A 16,410-nucleotide genomic window follows, 5' to 3' on the forward strand; every position below is an offset into this window, starting at 1 on the left:
CAGCCTAACCAGGCCGTACCGGCCCGCTCACAGCCAGCCGTTCCGCTTGAGCGTGCGGTGGATGCCCAGGCACAGGGCGACCGTGACGCCCATGATCACCGGGTAGCCGTACTTCCAGTGCAGCTCGGGCATGTACTGGAAGTTCATCCCGTACACCCCGCACACCATCGTGGGCACGGCGATGATCGCGGCCCAGGCGGTGATCTTGCGCATGTCCTCGTTCTGCGCGACGGACGCCTGCGCGAGGTTGGCCTGGAGGATGGAGTTGAGCAGTTCGTCGAAGCCCAGCACCTGCTCCTGGACCCGGGCGAGGTGGTCGGCGACGTCCCGGAAGTACTTCTGGATGTCGGGGTCGATCAGCCGCATCGGCCGCTCGCTCAGCAGCTGCATGGGCCGCAGCAGCGGCGCCACCGCCCGCTTGAACTCCAGCACCTCGCGCTTGAGTTGGTAGATCCGCGCCGAGTCCACACCGCGCGAGACCCCGCCCTTGCGGCCGGGCGAGAAGACCTCGGTCTCCACCTCGTCGATGTCGTCCTGCACGGCGTCGGCGACCGCGATGTAACCGTCCACGACGTGGTCGGCGATGGCGTGCAGCACGGCCGAGGGGCCCTTGGCGAGCAGCTCCGGGTCGTCCTGGAGGCGGTGGCGCAGGGCGCGCAGCGAGCCCTGGCCGCCGTGCCGGACGGTGATGAAGAAGTCCCGGCCGGTGAAGCACATGACCTCGCCGGTCTCCACGACCTCGCTGTTGGCGGTGAGCCGGTCGTGCTCGACGTAGTGGATGGTCTTGAAGACGGTGAACAGCGAGTCGTCGTACCGCTCCAGCTTGGGCCGCTGGTGGGCCTGCACCGCGTCCTCGACGGCCAGCGGGTGCAGCCCGAACTCGCCCGCGATACCGGCGAATTCGGCCTCGGTGGGCTCGTGCAGCCCGATCCAGACGAAGCCGCCGTCGCGGCGGACCAGCCGCATCGCCTCCTGCGGGGTGAGCGGGCCCGCGCTCTGCACACGGGCGCCGTCGCGGTAGACGGCGCAGTCGACGACGGCCGAGGAGGTGCCGGGGGCGCGCGTGGTGTCGTACGAGGGGCTCGTGTCCTTGCGCAGCGAGACGCGGGAGGACGGGCGGACCACGGCACGCAGGTCGCGGATCATCGACATGGGCAGGCTCCTTCGCAGGCGGGCAGCGAGGGCGCGCGGCAACGGGTGGAACTACCCGGAATGGGGACGTCCTGGCTGTGCATGTTTGGCACGTCCACAAAGCGGGGAGCACCGCACCGTCGCGGTGGCGACTTCGCTGCTGATGCAGAACTGATTCAGATCAGACAGATCAGGCAGAGCGAGACGAAGTGCTCTTCCGAACGACGAAGCGCAAAGGAAGGCGGCGGCCAGCCGGGAACTACATCAGCAGCCGGAAGAGCGAGTGGTACTGCACGGTCGACTTCGATCCATGACAGCCCCACCTCCTCCGGCCGGTCCCTCGTAAGGGAGTCTCGTCGGCGTCGGGACCCGATAGCCACGCTTGGCGTGCTGCCCCGAACCACCGGCTCAGAGTACCAGCCGCCCGTACTGTCAAGGCGCCGCTTTGCCCCCTACTGACGAGTTCTATGCTCGGTGCATGGTTGATGTTCTTCCTCTGGTCGAGGCCCGGTTGACCACCGCGCTGGGCGAACCGGACGCCCGGGCCGCCGTCACCTTCCTCGGTACGGACCGTTTCGAGGTGCTCCGCTTCCAGGAGGGGGACGTCGTCCGGTACGCCACCCTCGGCATGTCCCGGCACCCCATGACGGATCCCTCGGCGATGCTCGCCGATCCGGTCGAGGGCCCGCGCGCCGAACTGGTCCTGTCCGTCCGCGCGGGCCTCGCCGACACCGACAAGGTGCTCCGCCCGCTCGCCGTACTGGCCGCGACCCCGCAGGTGGAGGGCCTGGTGGTGACGCCGGGCGCCTCGCTCGACGTGGGCGATCCGCTGTGGCCCGGGGCCCCCTTCACCTCCGTCCTGGTGGGCGAGCCCGGCGGGCTGGTGGAGGACCTGGAGCTGGACGCCCCGATGGACCCCGTACGGTTCCTGCCGCTGCTGCCGATGACCCCGAACGAGGCCGCCTGGAAGCGGGTGCACGGCGCCCAGGCCCTCCAGGAGCGCTGGCTCGGACACGGGACGGACCTGAGGGATCCCGCCCGCGGATCCGTCCCGCTGGACTGAGCCGCACCGGGACCGGGGTGACCGAACTCACCAACACAAGGCCGGATCCGGTCAGTTGGCGAAGACGTCGGCCCCGTCCTCGGTGGCGTGGGCCGTCTGAAGCTCCTCGGCCGCGCGAAGTAGGGCGCCGCGGCGGCGGCGAACCGGCGGAGGAAGTCGTAGCCCGCGCTCGCCACCGGGCGCGGGGCGTCCGGCACGCCGAGGGCCGGCTCGGTGTACACGGTGTTGTTCACGCCGATGAGGGCGCCGGACAGGATCGTGCAGACGACGGCCGTCGTGTGGTCGCCGTAGCCGAGTGCGAGCACGTCCGCGGCGAGCGGCACACCCCAGGCGAAGAAGACCGCGCCCGAGCGGTACGGCGTCATGTCCAGCACGAACGGGGTGAAGGCCGGCACGGTGAAGAACGTGTAGGTGTAGAAGAAGGCCGAGACCGCCGCCGTGGCGAGGCCGCCGTGGCGGAGTGCCCTGAGGGGGTCGAGGACCGAGGTCTGGCGGGCCGGCCTCGGCTGCTCCTTCAGGAACGACGTGATGCACAGGAAGCCGATCGCCATCAGCGTGGCCGTACCGAAGAAGGGGTGGCGCCGGCTGACGTCGCCGAGGACCGCGCCGAGCGGCGGGCCGCAGGCCATGCCGAGGCCGGGCGCGGACTCGTAGAGCAGGATCGCCGCCGGGCTGCCGCCGGCCGCCGCGCCCACGATGACCGCGAGCGCGGTGGAGACGAAGAGCGCGTTGCCGGGACCCCGGCCGGCCCGGAACCCGACGAGCCGGCCGACGCTGTCCGAGGTGCCGGCGAGGCCCGCGAAGGCGAGGCCGAGGAGCAGGGTCCAGCGTCCGCCGATGCGGCTGGAGACGAAGCCGGTCAGCGGCATGGCGACGGCGGTGATCAGGAAGTACGAGGTGAAGAGCAGGGACACCTGGCTGGCGGTGGCGTCCAGGCCCCGGGCGATCGACGGCAGGACCGGGTCGACGAGGCCGATGCCCATGAAGGCGACGACGGAGGCGCCGGCCGTGGCCCGGAGCGCCTTGGCCGCGTCAGGTTCGTCTGTACTCCGCTCGGAAGTTGGCTCGGCTATTTAGTGCATGGTGCATCGAATTTGCCGGACGGGTGATCGTCCTTGACGTGGGCGGGCCGGGGTAGGAGCGTGGAGCCCTATGAGGGGCGAACCCAGTTGCCCGAGGTGCGGAGGCCGCGTCAGGGCTCCCGGACTCTTCGCCGATGCGTGGCAGTGCGATGCGCACGGTCCGGTGTATCCGCTGCAGCCCGTGATCCCGCCCAGCGTCGAGGCGCTCAACGTCGTGGTGCACCGCACCCAGGTGCCGGTGTGGATGCCGTGGCCGCTGCCGGTCGGCTGGCTGTTCACCGGTGTGGCCTACGCCGGTGACGACCGCAGTGGCGGCCGGGCGACCGCGGTCGCCTGCTCGGGCCCCGGCCCGCTCGGCGGCCCGGGCGAGATGATCCTCATCGCCGAGGAGCTGGGCGTCGGCCTCGGCGCGTACTACGCCGGCATCGACGGCCCCGATCCCGGGTCGTACATGAACGTCGAGAAGCCCCCGCAGGCCAAGGTGCTCGCCGCCGGCCGCCCGACACCCCTCTGGCACGTGTACCGCACCCCCGACGACCGGGCCGTCTTCGCCGGCGAGGCGCTCGGGATGTGGCTGTGGGCGGTGATGTGGCCCGAGCAGTCCGGTCTGCTCATGTACGACGAGCTGGTGCTGACCGATCTGCGGGACGCGGGTGCGGAGATAGACCTGGTGCCCTGCGGAGCGTTGTCGCCGCGCTTGCTCCGGCCGTAGCGCCACCGGGGCGGGGCGTGCCGTTCGGGGGCGGCCGCGGGCCGTCCCAGCCGGCCCGCGCGGTTCCCCGCGCCCTTTCACGGTAGGGGGTGCTCGGCGGGTGCGGGTGTGACAGTCCGGGGTGAAAAGACCGCTATCCTTAGGTGTCCCCTTCTTCCGTCGCCCCGCCTGGAGTTCGCGTGCGTATCGATCTGCACTGTCACTCCACGGCGTCCGACGGTACGGACACCCCTGCCGAACTGGTGCGCAAGGCCGCTGCCGCCGGGCTGGACGTCGTCGCGCTGACCGATCACGACACCACCCGGGGGTACGGCGAGGCGATCGCCGCGCTGCCCGAGGGGCTGACGCTGGTCACCGGGGCCGAGCTGTCCTGCCGGATCGACGGCGTCTCGATGCACCTGCTCGCCTACCTCTTCGATCCCGAGGAGCCGGCCCTGCTCGCCGAGCGCGAGCTGGTGCGCGACGACCGGGTGCCGCGGGCCAAGGGCATGGTCGCCAAGCTGAACGAGCTGGGCGTGCCGGTCACCTGGGAGCAGGTCGAGCGAATCGCCGCCGGCGGCTCGGTGGGGCGCCCGCACGTGGCCTCCGCGCTGGTCGAGCTGGGTGTCGTACCGACGGTGAGCGACGCGTTCACCGAGGAGTGGCTGGCCGACGGCGGGCGGGCCTTCGTGGAGAAGCACGAGACCGACCCCTTCCAGGCGATCCGGCTGGTCAAGGCCGCGGGCGGGGTCTGCGTGTTCGCGCACCCGGCCGCCGCCAAGCGCGGCCGTACCGTGCCGGAGTCCCGGATCGCGGAGCTGGCCGAGGCCGGTCTGGACGGCATCGAGGTCGACCACATGGACCACGACGCCGACGCCCGGGACCGGCTGCGGGGCCTGGCGAAGGAGCTGGGACTGCTGGTGACGGGCTCCTCGGACTACCACGGCAGCCGCAAGGCCGTGGCGCTGGGCGCGTACGCGACCGACCCCGAGGTGTACGGGGAGATCACCCGGCGGGCGACGGGCGCGTTCCCGGTGCCGGGCGCCGGCGGAGCCTGAGGCCCTCAGGGGCCGGCCCGCCGTACCGCCTCACGCCCGTTCTTCCTCTTCCTGCAAGGCCTGTACTTCCCCCATGTTCGACATCGCCGTCTTCGGCTCCCTGTTCCTGACCCTTTTTGTCATCATGGATCCCCCCGGGATCACCCCGATCTTCCTCGCCCTGACCGCCGGCCGGCCGGCCAAGGTGCAGAAGCGGATGGCCTTCCAGGCCGTCTGCGTGGCGGGCGGGGTGATCGCCGTCTTCGGCGTCCTGGGCCACCAGATCCTGAACTACCTGCATGTGTCCGTGCCCGCGCTGATGATCGCGGGCGGGCTGCTGCTCCTGCTGATCGCGCTCGACCTGCTCACCGGCAAGACCGACGAGCCGAAGCAGACGAAGGACGTCAACGTGGCGCTCGTACCGCTGGGCATGCCGCTGCTCGCGGGGCCCGGTGCGATCGTGTCCGTGATCCTGGCCGTGCAGAAGGCCGGCAGTGTGTCCACACAGATCTCGGTGTGGACCGCGATCCTCGCGATCCACGTGGTGCTGTGGCTGGTGATGCGCTACTCGCTGCTGATCATCCGGGTCATCAAGGACGGCGGTGTCGTCCTGGTGACGCGCCTCGCGGGCATGATGCTCTCCGCGATCGCCGTGCAGCAGATCATCAACGGGGTCACTCAGGTGATCCGGGGGAGCTGAGCCGTCGCCGGCCCGGCTCCCCCGGAAAGCTTGAGTGGCCGGGAGGCCGTGTGCCGGTTACGAGGCCGGGGTGTCGGCCGGGCGGATCCACAGGCGCTGCCCGATGGCTGCGGCCTGCTGAACGATCCGGTTGACGGAGGCGGCGTCCACGACGGTACTGTCCACGGTGGTGCCGTCGACCTCGTCGAGTCGCATGATTTCGAAGCGCAAGGGCTTCTCCCTTCGTCTGGTCATCCTCCTGCGGAGAACTACTCGTGACGTCTGGTGTATCCAGCGTCGTACGTAGTCAACGCCATGCTTGTTACAAACATTCCCTACGCTAAAGAAATTTTTCGAACAACTAATTACTGACCGGTAAGCCGCAGCCGAGGAACCCACCGGGACCGGTTGTGTTCGCAGGGTGACCACCGGGACAATGAGGGCGATGAACGACGACCTGGCCGCCCTGGGCGCCCGTATCGAGCGCACGAACGAGCTGCTGGAACGCATGCTCGCCGAGGTGGCGAAGACGCCCTCGACCCACGCGATCTTCGTCGACGCGGGCTACCTGTACGCAGCCGCCGGGCGGCTCGTCGCCGGGACCGAGGACCGCCGCGCCTTCGACATCGACGCCGAGGGCCTGATCGACGCGCTCATCGACAAGGCCCGCCAGCTCTTCGCGGACAGCCGGCTGCTGCGCGTGTACTGGTACGACGGTGCCCGCCGCCGCATCCACACCGCCGAGCAGCAGTCCATCGCCGAACTGCCCGACGTCAAGGTCCGCCTCGGCAACCTCAACGCCAACAACCAGCAGAAGGGCGTCGACTCGCTGATCCGGACCGACCTGGAGTCACTGGCCCGGCACCGCGCGATCAGCGACGCGGCGCTCCTCGGCGGTGACGAGGACCTGGTCTCGGCGGTCGAGGCGGCCCAAGGCTACGGCGCCCGCGTCCACCTCTGGGGCATCGAGGCGCCCGAGGGCCGCAACCAGGCCGAACCGCTGCTCTGGGAGGTCGACAGCCAGCGCACCTTCGACCTGGACTTCTTCAAGCCGTACGTCTCCCGGCGCGCCGCCGCCGCGTACGAGGCCGCCGGCGGCGCCCGCCCCACCCGTGAGGACGTCCGCTTCGTCGGCGCCCAGATCGCGGCCCGGTGGCTCTCCTCCCGGGGCCGCGAGGCGCTGGTCGAGCTGTTCCCCGGCCACCCCTACCTGCCCGGCTCCGTCGACCAGGACCTGCTGGTCGAGGCCGAGGAACTGCTCCAGTACTCCCTGCGCGGCCAGGCCGACCTGCGACGGGCGCTCCGGGACGGCTTCTGGGAGCACCTGCACGCGCAGTACTAGGTTTCGTCCCGCCGGGGCGTGCCCGGGGCGCCGTCCCAGAAGCCGGCGAGCGCGCGGGCCGTCTCCAGGGGGCGGTCGGTGTTCGGGGAGTGCTCGGCGCCCTCGACGACCGTCCGGCGCGCCCCCAGCCGTACCGCCATGGCGTCGAGCAGCGGCAGCGGCCAGGTGTCGTCCCGCGCACCCGACAGCACGTGGAACGGCAGCGGCACGGCCGCCAGTTCGGCGACCCGGTCCGGTTCCGTGCACAACTGGCGCCCGGTCGCGAGCAGTTGGGCGGGCTTGGTGCCCAGCCAGCGGCGCCGCAGGTCGTTGCGGTCGTCCAGCCCGGCGTCGAGCGCGGGCGTGTCCGTCTCCTCCGGCGGCTCCATCGCCTGGATCGCCTCCCACACCTCCGCCATGCTCAGCACCGCGAGCGCGTCCCGGAGCAGCTTCACGCGCTCCTGCTGGGGCGTGGAGATCTGCGCCGGGCCGGAGGCCATCAGGGTGAACGACCGGAACGGCGTGTGGTCCAGCAGGACGGCCGCGCGCGCGATCTGGCCGCCGAGGGAGTGCCCCAGCAGATGCACCGGGGTGCCGATCGCCGCCGCCTGCGCGAGCACGTCCCGCGCCAACTCCTCCTGTGCGTAGGCCGACTCGTCCGTCGCGGGTCCGTCCGACTCGAACTGGCCCCGCCCGTCCACGGCGACGGTCCGGTACCCGCGTTCGGCCAGCGGCACGTGCAGCGGGTTGAAGTCCTCCTTGCTGCCGGTGAATCCCGGCAGCAGCAGGACGACGCCCCTGGGTTCCACCCCGGCGGCCACGGGGGCGTCGACCACGGCGAACTCCCCCCGGGCCGTGCGCAGCGCGTACGCGCGCGCACCGGGAGGCGGGACGAAGGTGGCGGGCCTGCTCATGGGGGAGAGGCTATCGGGCCGGGTTGAGCTGCGCTTTCGAGGGGGCGACGGCGGGGGCGGGGCGGGAGTGGGGTGGAGTGCGGGGTCCGGGGTGCGGGGTGAAACGCCGACGGCCGGGTCCACGTGTGCGGACCCGGCCATCGGACCGGTCGTCGTCACCGCCGTGCGGGCGGCATCACCGCCGTGCGGGCGGAGCCCGTCAGGCCTCGGGGGCCTCGACGGCCGCGGCCGTCTTGCGGGCCCGGCGCGGCTTGGGCGCCACCGCGGCCTCCGTGGTCTCCGGTGCCGTCGCGGCGGTCTTGCGGGTCCGGCGCGGCTTGACCGCCGGTTCCTCGGTGGTCTGCGTCGGAATCTCCGGAGCAGCCGCCTCGGCGACCGCCTTACGGGTCCGCCGCGCCTTCGGAGCGGTGACCGCCTCACCGTCGGCCGCGTCCACGGCTGCGGTCGCCGCCTTGCGGGTCCGGCGCGGCTTGACCTCGGCCTCGGGGGCCTCGGGCGCGGCAGCGGCGGTCTTCCGGGTGCGGCGCGGCTTGGCTTCCGTGCCTTCGGCGGTGTCCACGGCGGTTTCGGAGGCTGCCGCGGTCTTGCGGGTGCGGCGGGGCTTGGCCTCGGCTTCGGCCTCGGTCGCTTCCGGTGCCGGCGTGGCTGCGGTGGTCTTGCGCGTGCGGCGCGGCTTGGTCTCCGTGCCTTCGGCGGTGTCCACGGCGGTTTCGGCGGCTGCCGCGGTCTTGCGGGTGCGGCGGGGCTTGACCTCGGCCTCGGCCTCGGGAACCTCCACGGCCGGCGTGGCCTCGGGGGCCGGTTCGGCGGTCTTGCGGGTGCGGCGGCGCGGCTTGGTCTCCGCGGCTGGCGCGGCCTCCGGCTCCGCCACCGGGCTGTCCGCGATCACGGACTCGGTCACGGACTCGATCACGGCCTCGGCCACCGGGGTCGCCGGCGCGGTCGGCTCGGTCACCTGCTCGGTCGCCGGTGCCTCCGTCGCGGCCGGCTTCCGGGTACGACGGCGGCGCGGCTTCTCCGGCGTCTCCAGGACGGCGGGACCCTCGGCCTCGGCCACCGTCTCGACGGCGGCCTGGCCGGTCACCGCCGGCGCCGCGGCGGCCGTCACCGGCTCCGACGGCGCTCCGCCACGGGTGCGGCGACGGCGGCGCGGGGTACGGGTCGCGGCCGGAGCCGCGTCGTCCGTGCCGGCGGCCTCGGCGACCGGCGCGGCGGGGGAGGCGTCCAGCGGGGTGCCACCGCGGGTGCGGCGGCGCCGGCGCGGCGTATGCTCCGGACGTTCCCGCTCGGCCGGGGCCGACTCGGCACGGCCGCCGCGGCCACCACGGCCCCGCGCGCCCCGCCCGCCGGTCTCGCCCAGGTCCTCCAGCTCCTCCGCCTCCAGCCCGGCACGGGTCCGCTGCGCACGCGGCAGGGTGCCCTTGATGCCCTGGGGGATGCCGAGGTCGGAGAACAGGTGCGGGGAGCTCGAATACGTCTCCACCGGGTCGTTGAAGTCCAGCTCCAGCGCCTTGTTGATCAGCTGCCAGCGCGGGATGTCGTCCCAGTCGACGAACGTGATCGCCGTACCCTTGGCGCCCGCGCGGCCGGTGCGGCCGACCCGGTGCAGGTACGTCTTCTCGTCCTCGGGGGACTGGTAGTTGACGACGTGGGTGACGCCCTCGACGTCGATGCCGCGTGCGGCCACGTCGGTGCAGACGAGTACGTCGACCTTGCCGTTGCGGAAGGCCCGTAGGGCCTGCTCGCGGGCGCCCTGGCCGAGGTCGCCGTGGACCGCGCCGGCGGCGAACCCGCGGCGCTGGAGCTGCTCGGCGATGTCGGCGGCCGTCCGCTTGGTGCGGCAGAAGATCATCGCCAGTCCGCGGCCCTCGGCCTGCAGGATCCGGGCGACCATCTCCGGCTTGTCCATGTTGTGCGCGCGGTAGACGAACTGCTTGATGTTCGCGACCGTCGCGCCCTCGTCGTCCGGCGCGGTGGCACGGATGTGCGTGGGCCGGGACATGTAGCGGCGGGCGAGGCCGATGACCGCGCCCGGCATGGTGGCCGAGAACAGCATGGTCTGGCGCTTGACCGGCAGCATGTCGATGATCTTCTCGACGTCGGGCAGGAAGCCCAGGTCGAGCATCTCGTCGGCCTCGTCGAGGACCAGGCTCTTGACGTGCTTCAGGTCCAGCTTCTTCTGGCCCGCGAGGTCCAGGAGCCGGCCCGGGGTGCCGACGACCACGTCGACGCCCTTCTTCAGGGCTTCCACCTGCGGCTCGTAGGCCCGGCCGCCGTAGATCGCGAGGACGCGCACGTTACGGACCTTGCCGGCCGTCAGCAGGTCGTTGGTGACCTGGGTGCACAGCTCGCGCGTGGGGACGACGACGAGCGCCTGCGGGGCGTCGGTGAGGGCCTCGGGGGTGGCGCGTCCGGCCTCGACGTCGGCGGGGACGGTGACGCGCTCCAGGAGGGGGAGGCCGAAGCCCAGCGTCTTGCCGGTGCCGGTCTTGGCCTGGCCGATGACATCCGCGCCGGAGAGGGCGACGGGGAGTGTCATCTCCTGGATGGGGAAGGGGGTGATGATGCCGACGGCTTCCAGGGCCTCGGCGGTCTCGGGAAGGATTCCGAGTTCTCGAAACGTCGTAGTCAGGGTGCTGCCTCTTCTGTGTGCGCGGTGCGAGGCGAGCGCGGGGGTCATGTCTGACCGTGCCGGGGACGTCGGCCGCCGTACGGACGAACCACTTGGGCAAGCCGTATGACACGGGACCTCTGCCGACGCTCTAGCGCTCGTACCGCTGAGGGGTCCCTCCTGCCGTCGTACGATCACTGCCGTACGGCCTTGGAGGGCTGTCGGGTCGGAGCCGATCGGGCCACCGACCGGGCATCCTCATGCGTGCGGCCTGTCGGGACACGTCGAACATCGTCGACGCAACTCTGGCAGGCGCATTACCACCATACCCCGGATTCGCGCACATGCGATGGCCGAATTGGACACGTAGTCGTGGTCACACTGGCTGACCTGGGCTTGAGCGGGGCGTGGAGCGGACTATTGTGCGCCTCATGACTAGCTCTGACAAGCCTGAGAACGCCTCCGCCGCATCCGCCGCGCCCACCGGTGTCGCCGCCCAGGACTGGGCGCAGGCGTCCGCCGAGCCGCAGTACCGCGCCGCCGTCGTGGACCTGCTCGGCGCGCTCGCGTACGGGGAGCTGGCGGCGTTCGAGCGGCTGGCGGAGGACGCCAAGCTGGCGCCGACCCTCGCGGACAAGGCGGAGCTGGCGAAGATGGCCTCGGCCGAGTTCCACCACTTCGAGCGGCTGCGCAACCGGCTGACCGAGATCGGCGAGGAGCCGACGGCCGCGATGGACCCGTTCGTGGCCGCGCTCGACGGCTTCCACAAGCAGACGGCGCCCTCGGACTGGCTGGAGGGCCTGGTGAAGGCGTACGTAGGCGACTCGATCGCGAGCGACTTCTACCGGGAGGTCGCGGCCCGGCTCGACTCCGACACGCGCGAGCTGGTGCTGGCCGTCCTCGACGACACCGGGCACGCCGGGTTCGCGGTGGAGAAGGTGCGGGCCGCCATCGACGCCGACCCGCGCGTGGGCGGCCGGCTCGCGCTGTGGGCGCGGCGGCTGATGGGGGAGGCGCTGTCGCAGTCCCAGCGGGTGGTCGCCGACCGGGACGCGCTGTCCACGATGCTGGTGGGCGGGGTGGCCGACGGGTTCGACCTCGCGGAGGTCGGGCGGATGTTCTCGCGGATCACGGAGGCGCACACCAAGCGGATGGCTGCGCTGGGCCTCGCGGCCTGAGCAGTGGTGCGCTCGGCGGGAACGGGAGCCCGTCGTCCCGCGGCGGCGGACGCGTAAGGGCTTGTCCGCAAGGTTCCCCGCGCCCCTTCGGGGGCGCGGCCCTTACGCCGTCGCCGAGCGGCGGCGCAGGCGGCCCGTGGGGCGCAGGAGCAGGGACAGCGACGCCACCGAGATGACCACGGCGCCCAGCAGGCTGAGCAGGGCGGTGCCGGGGCCCAGGGCGGTACGGGTGACGAAGTCGCCGAAGAGGGCTCCGGCGACGCCCGTGCAGAACACCAGCGGGCGGGCCGGGAGCCGGTGGGCGAGCCGGTGCGCCGCCGTCCACGCCAGGATCAGACCGAGCACGGCGGAGCCGAATACTTCGAGGATCATGTCGGGGTCCCTCCCACGGCCGGTCCGGCTCGACGGTCGTAGCCCGTCATACCCGTGACCTGCGGATTGCAATCCTGCGCTGTGCAGGACCTGTGCTCCGTCCGTGGGCACCCGGCATGCGCAAGGGCCCGGCGGCACACGGCCGCCGGGCCCTTCGCACACGTGTCGCCTACAGGGCGCCGAACCCGACCTTGCGCACGGTCGGCTCGCCGATCTCCACGTACGCCAGACGGTCCGTCGGCACGAGGACCTTGCGGCCCTTCTCGTCCTGGAGGCTGAGCAGCCCGGTCTTCCCGGCCAGCGCCTCGGCCACGATGCTCTCGACCTCCTCCACGCTCTGACCGCTCTCCAGAACGATCTCGCGGGGCGCGTGCTGCACGCCGATCTTGACCTCCACGGCTATGTCCCTCCGACGGTCAGTGATGTGCGCGATCAACCGCGCCGTACCCAGCACACATTAGCCCGGTGAGGGGACGTACACGGCCTGGGCGGGAACGCCAGGAGCGAACAGCGCGCGGGAACAAACGGCCGCGTCAGTGGTGCTCGGTGCCGTGCAGCGGGAATCCGGCGATACCGCGCCAGGCCAGCGAGGTCAGCAGCTGCACCGCCTGGTCGCGCGGGACGCTGCGGTCGCTGTGCAGCCACGAGCGGGCGACCACCTGGGCGAGCCCGCCCAGACCGGAGGCCAGCAGCATCGACTCCGCGCGCGAGAGGCCCGTGTCCTCGGCGATGACATCGCAGATCGCCTCGGCGCACTCGTTGGTGACCTTGTCGACGCGTTCGCGCACGGCGGGCTCGTTCGTCAGGTCCGACTCGAAGACCAGCCGGAAGGCCCCGCCGTCGTCCTCCACGTACGCGAAGTAGGCATCCATGGTCGCCCGGACGCGCTGCTTGTTGTCGGTCGTCGAGGCCAGCGCGCTGCGCACCGCCTGGATGAGCGACTCGCAGTGCTGGTCCAGCAGGGCGAGGTAGAGGTCGAGCTTGCCGGGGAAGTGCTGGTAGAGCACCGGCTTGCTCACGCCGGCCCGCTCGGCGATGTCGTCCATCGCCGCCGCGTGGTAGCCCTGCGCGACGAACACCTCCTGGGCGGCGCCCAGCAACTGGTTCCGCCGGGCCCGGCGCGGCAGACGGGTGCCTCGTGGGCGTGCTGCCTCAGTCTGCTCGATGGCTGTCACGCCGCCTCCCAAAGTCGTCCACATGCGGTGTCGGCCGCGCGGCCATCGTACTTTTCGGTAACCGTGGTGTGCGCGGTGCGAGCGCAGAATTTCACGTACCGGACGACGGCGAAAGCGGTGCGGCCCCTCCGGTCCGGCCGGTGGGCCCCGCGCGGACCTGCGAGGTCAGCGGTAGTCGTCCTCGTCGAGCGAGACCACGCGTGCCTGTTCGACCAGATCGGCCACGTTCCCGCGGGCCGGGTCCATTCCGGTCAGCGGGTCGTCGCGGTCGGGCGCGATGTCCGTGTGCTGCTCGGCCGCGTCGACCTCCGGCGCCTCGACGTCGCGTTCCTGCACCGCCTCCGCGTCGATGCCGTCGATGTCGTCGATGTCCTCGATCGCGTCGGGGTCGGTGGGGTCATAGGCCATGGTGGGCTCCCTTCCTACGAACGACGTCCCTGGGTGGAGCAGGGGCCACACGCGGGTGCCCTCTGTACGAGCCTAGGAGACAGCCGATCCGGACGCCATGCCGTCGGGCCCGTTCGCCGCACCGGATCTCCGGCTCCGCGGGGGTTCACGCTGTGACGGCGAACACAGGCGAACATATGAGCCAGTGCGTGATCACCTCGTAACATTGCCGCATGTCTTCGACCGAGTCGCCGTCCGTGCCGGCCGCCAGTGTGCTTCCCAGGGTGGCGCCCGTCCGGGTCGGCGAGGGCGAGCGGCTGCGGTCCGTCGGCCTGCCCGGAGTCACCCTGTCGGTGCGCTCCCGTCCTCCCGTGCGCGAGGGCCTGCCGCCCGCGCTGTACGTCCACGGGCTGGGCGGCTCCTCGCAGAACTGGTCGCTCCTCATGGCCGAGCTGGACGGGGTCGTCGACAGCGAGGCGGTCGACCTGCCGGGCTTCGGCGACTCCCCGCCACCGGACGACGGCGACTACTCCGTCACCGGGCACGCGCGCGCGGTGATCCGCTGTCTCGACGAGGCCGGCCGCGGCCCGGTGCACCTCTTCGGCAACTCGCTCGGCGGCGCGGTCGCCACGCGCGTGGCCGCCGTACGGCCCGACCTGGTGCGTACGCTCACCCTCGTCTCGCCCGCCCTGCCCGAGCTGCGGGTGCAGCGCACCGCGGTGCCGACGGGGCTGCTCGGCGTGCCCGGCATCGCCGCCCTCTTCACCCGGCTCACCCGGGAGTGGACGGCCGAGCAGCGGGTGCGCGGGGTCATGGCGCTCTGCTACGGCGACCCCGGGCGGGTCTCGCCGGAGGCGTTCCGGCTGGCCGTGGAGGAGCTGGAGCGGCGGCAGCGACTGCCCTACTTCTGGGACGCGATGGCCCGCTCCGCGCGCGGGATCGTCAACGCCTACACGCTGGGCGGACAGCACGGGCTGTGGCGCCAGGCCGAGCGGGTGCTGGCCCCCACGCTGCTGGTCTACGGCGGCCGGGACCAGCTCGTCGGCTTCCGCATGGCCCACCGGGCCGCCCGCGCCTTCCGCGACTCCCGCATGCTGTCCCTGCCGGACGCCGGGCACGTCGCGATGATGGAGTACCCGGAGCTGGTGGCCGGCGCGTTCCGGGAGCTGCTGGCACACGCGAACGGCTCCGGCGAGGCCGCCGGCGCCGCGGGCGCGAGGGGCTGAGGGCCGGGGTGGGACGCCACAGCCGACGCGGACCGGCCCTGAAGGGCGACGCCGCGGACATAGCCGCCGGGCGGGGGGACGGCCGGGGCGCACGCTCCGGCGACGAGGGTGCCGGGGGTGTGCCGGGATCTCCCGGCGGCGCTCCGGCGCGGGACGCCGACGGCACCCCCGCGCGGGGTGTGCCGCGGCTTGCGGACGCCACCCCGGCACGCGGTGTGCCGAAGTCCGGCGGCGGTGCGCCGGCCCCGGAGGCGCGTGGCGGGCACCCCGAGCAGCGGGAAGCCGGGGGCGGCTGGGGCGAGTTCGGTGCCCGGGCGGCCGGTGGCGCCGGGTCCGGTGCCGTGCTGCCGCGGCAGCGGCAGGCGGAGCCGGGGGCCCCGCGTCCGGGCGGGTCGCGGCGCCGTCCCGGCCCGCGGCAGGAGTACCTCGAAGCCTTCGAGGGTGCCGGCGAGCGCGGCCGGTCCCGTGCGGAGAACGGGACCAGCGAGGAGCCCGCGGCCGGTGCCGGCGTGCCCGCGCAGCGCGGCGGGGCCAGGGGGCGGGCCTTCACCGGCATCGCGGCGGCCGCCGTCACCACCGTGCTCGCGGTGGTCGTCGCCGGACAGGTGACCAAGGCGCAGGACGACGACGGCGTGCGCGCGCGGTCCGTCACCGGCCCGGCCTCCGGCACGGGCGCCCCCGGTGACACCTCCGGCGTGCCGGCCGCCACCGCACCGGGCGCGGCCGCGCTGACGTACGACCAGAAGATGGCCGAGAAGTACCCCCTGAGCGCCGAGCTGGCCGGGCCGGGGAAGTTCGACGCGGTGCCCGGTTTCGACAAGGCGCCCGGTACCGGGCAGAAGTACCGTTACCGCGTCGATGTCGAGCAGGGTCTGGGGCTGGACGGCGCGCTGTTCGCCGAGGCCGTGCAGCAGACCCTGAACGACAAGCGCAGCTGGGCGCACGGAGGTGCCCTCGCCTTCGAGCGGATCTCCTCCGGCAAGCCCGACTTCGTGATCACGCTGGCCAGTCCCGGCACCACCGCCAAGTGGTGCGCCAAGTCCGGTCTGGACACCACGGAGGACAACGTCTCCTGCGACTCGGCCGCGACCGAACGCGTGATGATCAATGCGTACCGGTGGGCTCAGGGAAGCAGGACATACGGTGACCGGATCCATGCGTACCGGCAGATGCTGATCAACCACGAGGTCGGCCACCGGCTCGGCCACGGCCACGTCAGCTGCCGCAAGGACGGCGAGCTCGCGCCGGTCATGCAGCAGCAGACCAAGTTCCTGGACCACGATGGCATCCACTGCCGGGCCAACCCGTGGCCGTTCCCCAGGAGTTGACAGGCGCCACTTATGTCACATTGACATCCCGGCGTATGTTCGTTCATATTTCTGCTCATGTGGTCTAGTCATGCCGTCTGCAGCAGCGCCGCCATCGAGCTGGCGCTCATCGGCGTGACCGCGCTCTGCGTGGCCGACATCCACTGTCGCTGACGCCGCCCTCCAGGCGTTCGCGTCGCGACCCTTCTTCTCCCTTCCGTCCGTGACCGGTGTCA

The 16,410-nt window shown here is 72.3% G+C and carries 17 protein-coding genes and 1 pseudogene; 9 read left to right on the forward strand and 9 right to left on the reverse strand.

Annotation, left to right across the window (positions count from 1 at the left end; translation table 11 throughout):
* Positions 1-27 precede the first annotated feature (27 nt).
* Positions 28-1,152, reverse strand: coding sequence for a magnesium and cobalt transport protein CorA (locus tag IG05_RS0125780; RefSeq protein ID WP_030346208.1), 1,125 nt, complete (start codon positions 1,150-1,152; stop codon positions 28-30).
* Positions 1,153-1,609: 457 nt separating this feature from the next.
* Here IG05_RS0125780 and IG05_RS0125785 point away from each other — a divergent pair, with 457 nt between their 5' ends.
* Positions 1,610-2,194 carry a suppressor of fused domain protein gene (locus IG05_RS0125785; RefSeq protein WP_030346210.1) on the forward strand — a complete coding sequence of 195 codons (585 nt, stop codon included), beginning with the start codon at positions 1,610-1,612 and terminating at the stop codon, positions 2,192-2,194.
* A gap of 51 nt (positions 2,195-2,245) precedes the next feature.
* Here IG05_RS0125785 and IG05_RS45690 read toward each other — a convergent pair.
* A pseudogene (locus IG05_RS45690) lies at positions 2,246-3,267 on the reverse strand (MFS transporter).
* A gap of 79 nt (positions 3,268-3,346) precedes the next feature.
* Between IG05_RS45690 and IG05_RS0125800 the strand changes: the two are divergent.
* The 3 genes from IG05_RS0125800 to IG05_RS0125810 all read left to right on the forward strand — a co-directional run bounded on the left by IG05_RS0125800 (position 3,347) and on the right by IG05_RS0125810 (position 5,704).
* A complete protein-coding gene (locus tag IG05_RS0125800) occupies positions 3,347-3,988 on the forward strand; it encodes a DUF6758 family protein (RefSeq protein WP_037814714.1) in 642 nt (213 codons plus the stop codon).
* Between the two features lie 179 nt (positions 3,989-4,167).
* On the forward strand, positions 4,168-5,025 hold the full coding sequence (locus tag IG05_RS0125805; protein WP_030346217.1) for a PHP domain-containing protein: 858 nt from the start codon (positions 4,168-4,170) through the stop codon (positions 5,023-5,025).
* Positions 5,026-5,098: 73 nt separating this feature from the next.
* Complete coding sequence (locus tag IG05_RS0125810; RefSeq protein ID WP_030346219.1) at positions 5,099-5,704, forward strand: MarC family protein; 606 nt, start codon at positions 5,099-5,101, stop codon at positions 5,702-5,704.
* A gap of 57 nt (positions 5,705-5,761) precedes the next feature.
* On the opposite strand, the gene IG05_RS48475 is transcribed toward IG05_RS0125810, so the two are convergent.
* Positions 5,762-5,914 (reverse strand): hypothetical protein, encoded by a 153-nt coding sequence (locus IG05_RS48475; protein WP_018571269.1) that lies wholly within the window; start codon positions 5,912-5,914, stop codon positions 5,762-5,764.
* A 205-nt stretch (positions 5,915-6,119) separates the two neighbouring features.
* Between IG05_RS48475 and IG05_RS0125820 the strand changes: the two genes are divergently transcribed.
* Positions 6,120-7,025, forward strand: coding sequence for an NYN domain-containing protein (locus IG05_RS0125820; RefSeq protein WP_030346221.1), 906 nt, complete (start codon positions 6,120-6,122; stop codon positions 7,023-7,025).
* Here the strand turns inward: IG05_RS0125820 and IG05_RS0125825 are convergent.
* Positions 7,022-7,918 carry an alpha/beta fold hydrolase gene (locus tag IG05_RS0125825; protein WP_030346222.1) on the reverse strand — a complete coding sequence of 299 codons (897 nt, stop codon included), beginning with the start codon at positions 7,916-7,918 and terminating at the stop codon, positions 7,022-7,024. The genes IG05_RS0125820 and IG05_RS0125825 overlap by 4 nt on opposite strands.
* A gap of 199 nt (positions 7,919-8,117) precedes the next feature.
* Entirely contained in the window at positions 8,118-10,598 is a 2,481-nt protein-coding gene (locus IG05_RS0125830) for a DEAD/DEAH box helicase (RefSeq protein ID WP_107051416.1), read from the reverse strand.
* A 362-nt stretch (positions 10,599-10,960) separates the two neighbouring features.
* On the opposite strand from IG05_RS0125830, the gene IG05_RS0125835 reads away from it, so the two are divergent.
* Complete coding sequence (locus tag IG05_RS0125835) at positions 10,961-11,707, forward strand: ferritin-like fold-containing protein (RefSeq protein ID WP_030346226.1); 747 nt, start codon at positions 10,961-10,963, stop codon at positions 11,705-11,707.
* Between the two features lie 102 nt (positions 11,708-11,809).
* Here IG05_RS0125835 and IG05_RS0125840 read toward each other — a convergent pair whose 3' ends face one another.
* The 4 genes from IG05_RS0125840 to IG05_RS0125855 form a co-directional block, all read right to left on the reverse strand.
* Positions 11,810-12,079, reverse strand: a complete 270-nt coding sequence (locus tag IG05_RS0125840; RefSeq protein WP_030346227.1) for a hypothetical protein — start codon at positions 12,077-12,079, stop codon at positions 11,810-11,812.
* Between the two features lie 169 nt (positions 12,080-12,248).
* The gene (locus tag IG05_RS0125845; protein ID WP_030346231.1) at positions 12,249-12,476 is read right to left on the reverse strand and encodes a DUF3107 domain-containing protein; all 228 of its coding nucleotides are present in this window, start codon (positions 12,474-12,476) and stop codon (positions 12,249-12,251) included.
* A 136-nt stretch (positions 12,477-12,612) separates the two neighbouring features.
* Entirely contained in the window at positions 12,613-13,254 is a 642-nt protein-coding gene (locus tag IG05_RS0125850) for a TetR/AcrR family transcriptional regulator (RefSeq protein WP_030346233.1), read from the reverse strand.
* 165 nt (positions 13,255-13,419) lie between these two features.
* Positions 13,420-13,662, reverse strand: a complete 243-nt coding sequence (locus IG05_RS0125855) for a hypothetical protein (protein ID WP_030346235.1) — start codon at positions 13,660-13,662, stop codon at positions 13,420-13,422.
* Between the two features lie 212 nt (positions 13,663-13,874).
* Between IG05_RS0125855 and IG05_RS0125860 the strand changes: the two genes are divergently transcribed.
* From IG05_RS0125860 to IG05_RS50310, 3 genes are read left to right on the forward strand one after another with little or no spacing between them, the layout of a single operon-like run.
* Entirely contained in the window at positions 13,875-14,867 is a 993-nt protein-coding gene (locus IG05_RS0125860; RefSeq protein WP_030346236.1) for an alpha/beta fold hydrolase, read from the forward strand.
* An 8-nt stretch (positions 14,868-14,875) separates the two neighbouring features.
* Positions 14,876-16,195 carry a DUF3152 domain-containing protein gene (locus IG05_RS0125865; RefSeq protein WP_199808383.1) on the forward strand — a complete coding sequence of 440 codons (1,320 nt, stop codon included), beginning with the start codon at positions 14,876-14,878 and terminating at the stop codon, positions 16,193-16,195.
* Positions 16,196-16,252: 57 nt separating this feature from the next.
* The gene (locus IG05_RS50310) at positions 16,253-16,348 is read left to right on the forward strand and encodes an Ms4533A family Cys-rich leader peptide (RefSeq protein ID WP_309550493.1); all 96 of its coding nucleotides are present in this window, start codon (positions 16,253-16,255) and stop codon (positions 16,346-16,348) included.
* Positions 16,349-16,410: the final 62 nt, after the last annotated feature.

This window comes from Streptomyces sp. NRRL S-1022 (genome assembly GCF_000720135.1).
Lineage (GTDB): Bacteria > Actinomycetota > Actinomycetes > Streptomycetales > Streptomycetaceae > Streptomyces.

What these genes read in the sequence shown, in the direction of transcription:
- IG05_RS0125820 (WP_030346221.1), top strand. Translation starts at nt 6,120, where the DNA reads ATGAGGGCGATGAACGACGACCTGGCCGCCCTGGGCGCCCGTATCGAG.
- IG05_RS0125785 (WP_030346210.1), top strand. Translation starts at nt 1,610, where the DNA reads ATGGTTGATGTTCTTCCTCTGGTCGAGGCCCGGTTGACCACCGCGCTG.
- IG05_RS0125800 (WP_037814714.1), top strand. Translation starts at nt 3,347, where the DNA reads ATGAGGGGCGAACCCAGTTGCCCGAGGTGCGGAGGCCGCGTCAGGGCT.
- IG05_RS0125825 (WP_030346222.1), bottom strand. Translation starts at nt 7,918, where the DNA reads ATGAGCAGGCCCGCCACCTTCGTCCCGCCTCCCGGTGCGCGCGCGTAC.
- IG05_RS0125860 (WP_030346236.1), top strand. Translation starts at nt 13,875, where the DNA reads ATGTCTTCGACCGAGTCGCCGTCCGTGCCGGCCGCCAGTGTGCTTCCC.
- IG05_RS0125855 (WP_030346235.1), bottom strand. Translation starts at nt 13,662, where the DNA reads ATGGCCTATGACCCCACCGACCCCGACGCGATCGAGGACATCGACGAC.
- IG05_RS0125780 (WP_030346208.1), bottom strand. Translation starts at nt 1,152, where the DNA reads ATGTCGATGATCCGCGACCTGCGTGCCGTGGTCCGCCCGTCCTCCCGC.
- IG05_RS0125830 (WP_107051416.1), bottom strand. Translation starts at nt 10,598, where the DNA reads ATGACCCCCGCGCTCGCCTCGCACCGCGCACACAGAAGAGGCAGCACC.
- IG05_RS0125810 (WP_030346219.1), top strand. Translation starts at nt 5,099, where the DNA reads ATGTTCGACATCGCCGTCTTCGGCTCCCTGTTCCTGACCCTTTTTGTC.
- IG05_RS0125840 (WP_030346227.1), bottom strand. Translation starts at nt 12,079, where the DNA reads ATGATCCTCGAAGTATTCGGCTCCGCCGTGCTCGGTCTGATCCTGGCG.
- IG05_RS50310 (WP_309550493.1), top strand. Translation starts at nt 16,253, where the DNA reads ATGTGGTCTAGTCATGCCGTCTGCAGCAGCGCCGCCATCGAGCTGGCG.
- IG05_RS0125835 (WP_030346226.1), top strand. Translation starts at nt 10,961, where the DNA reads ATGACTAGCTCTGACAAGCCTGAGAACGCCTCCGCCGCATCCGCCGCG.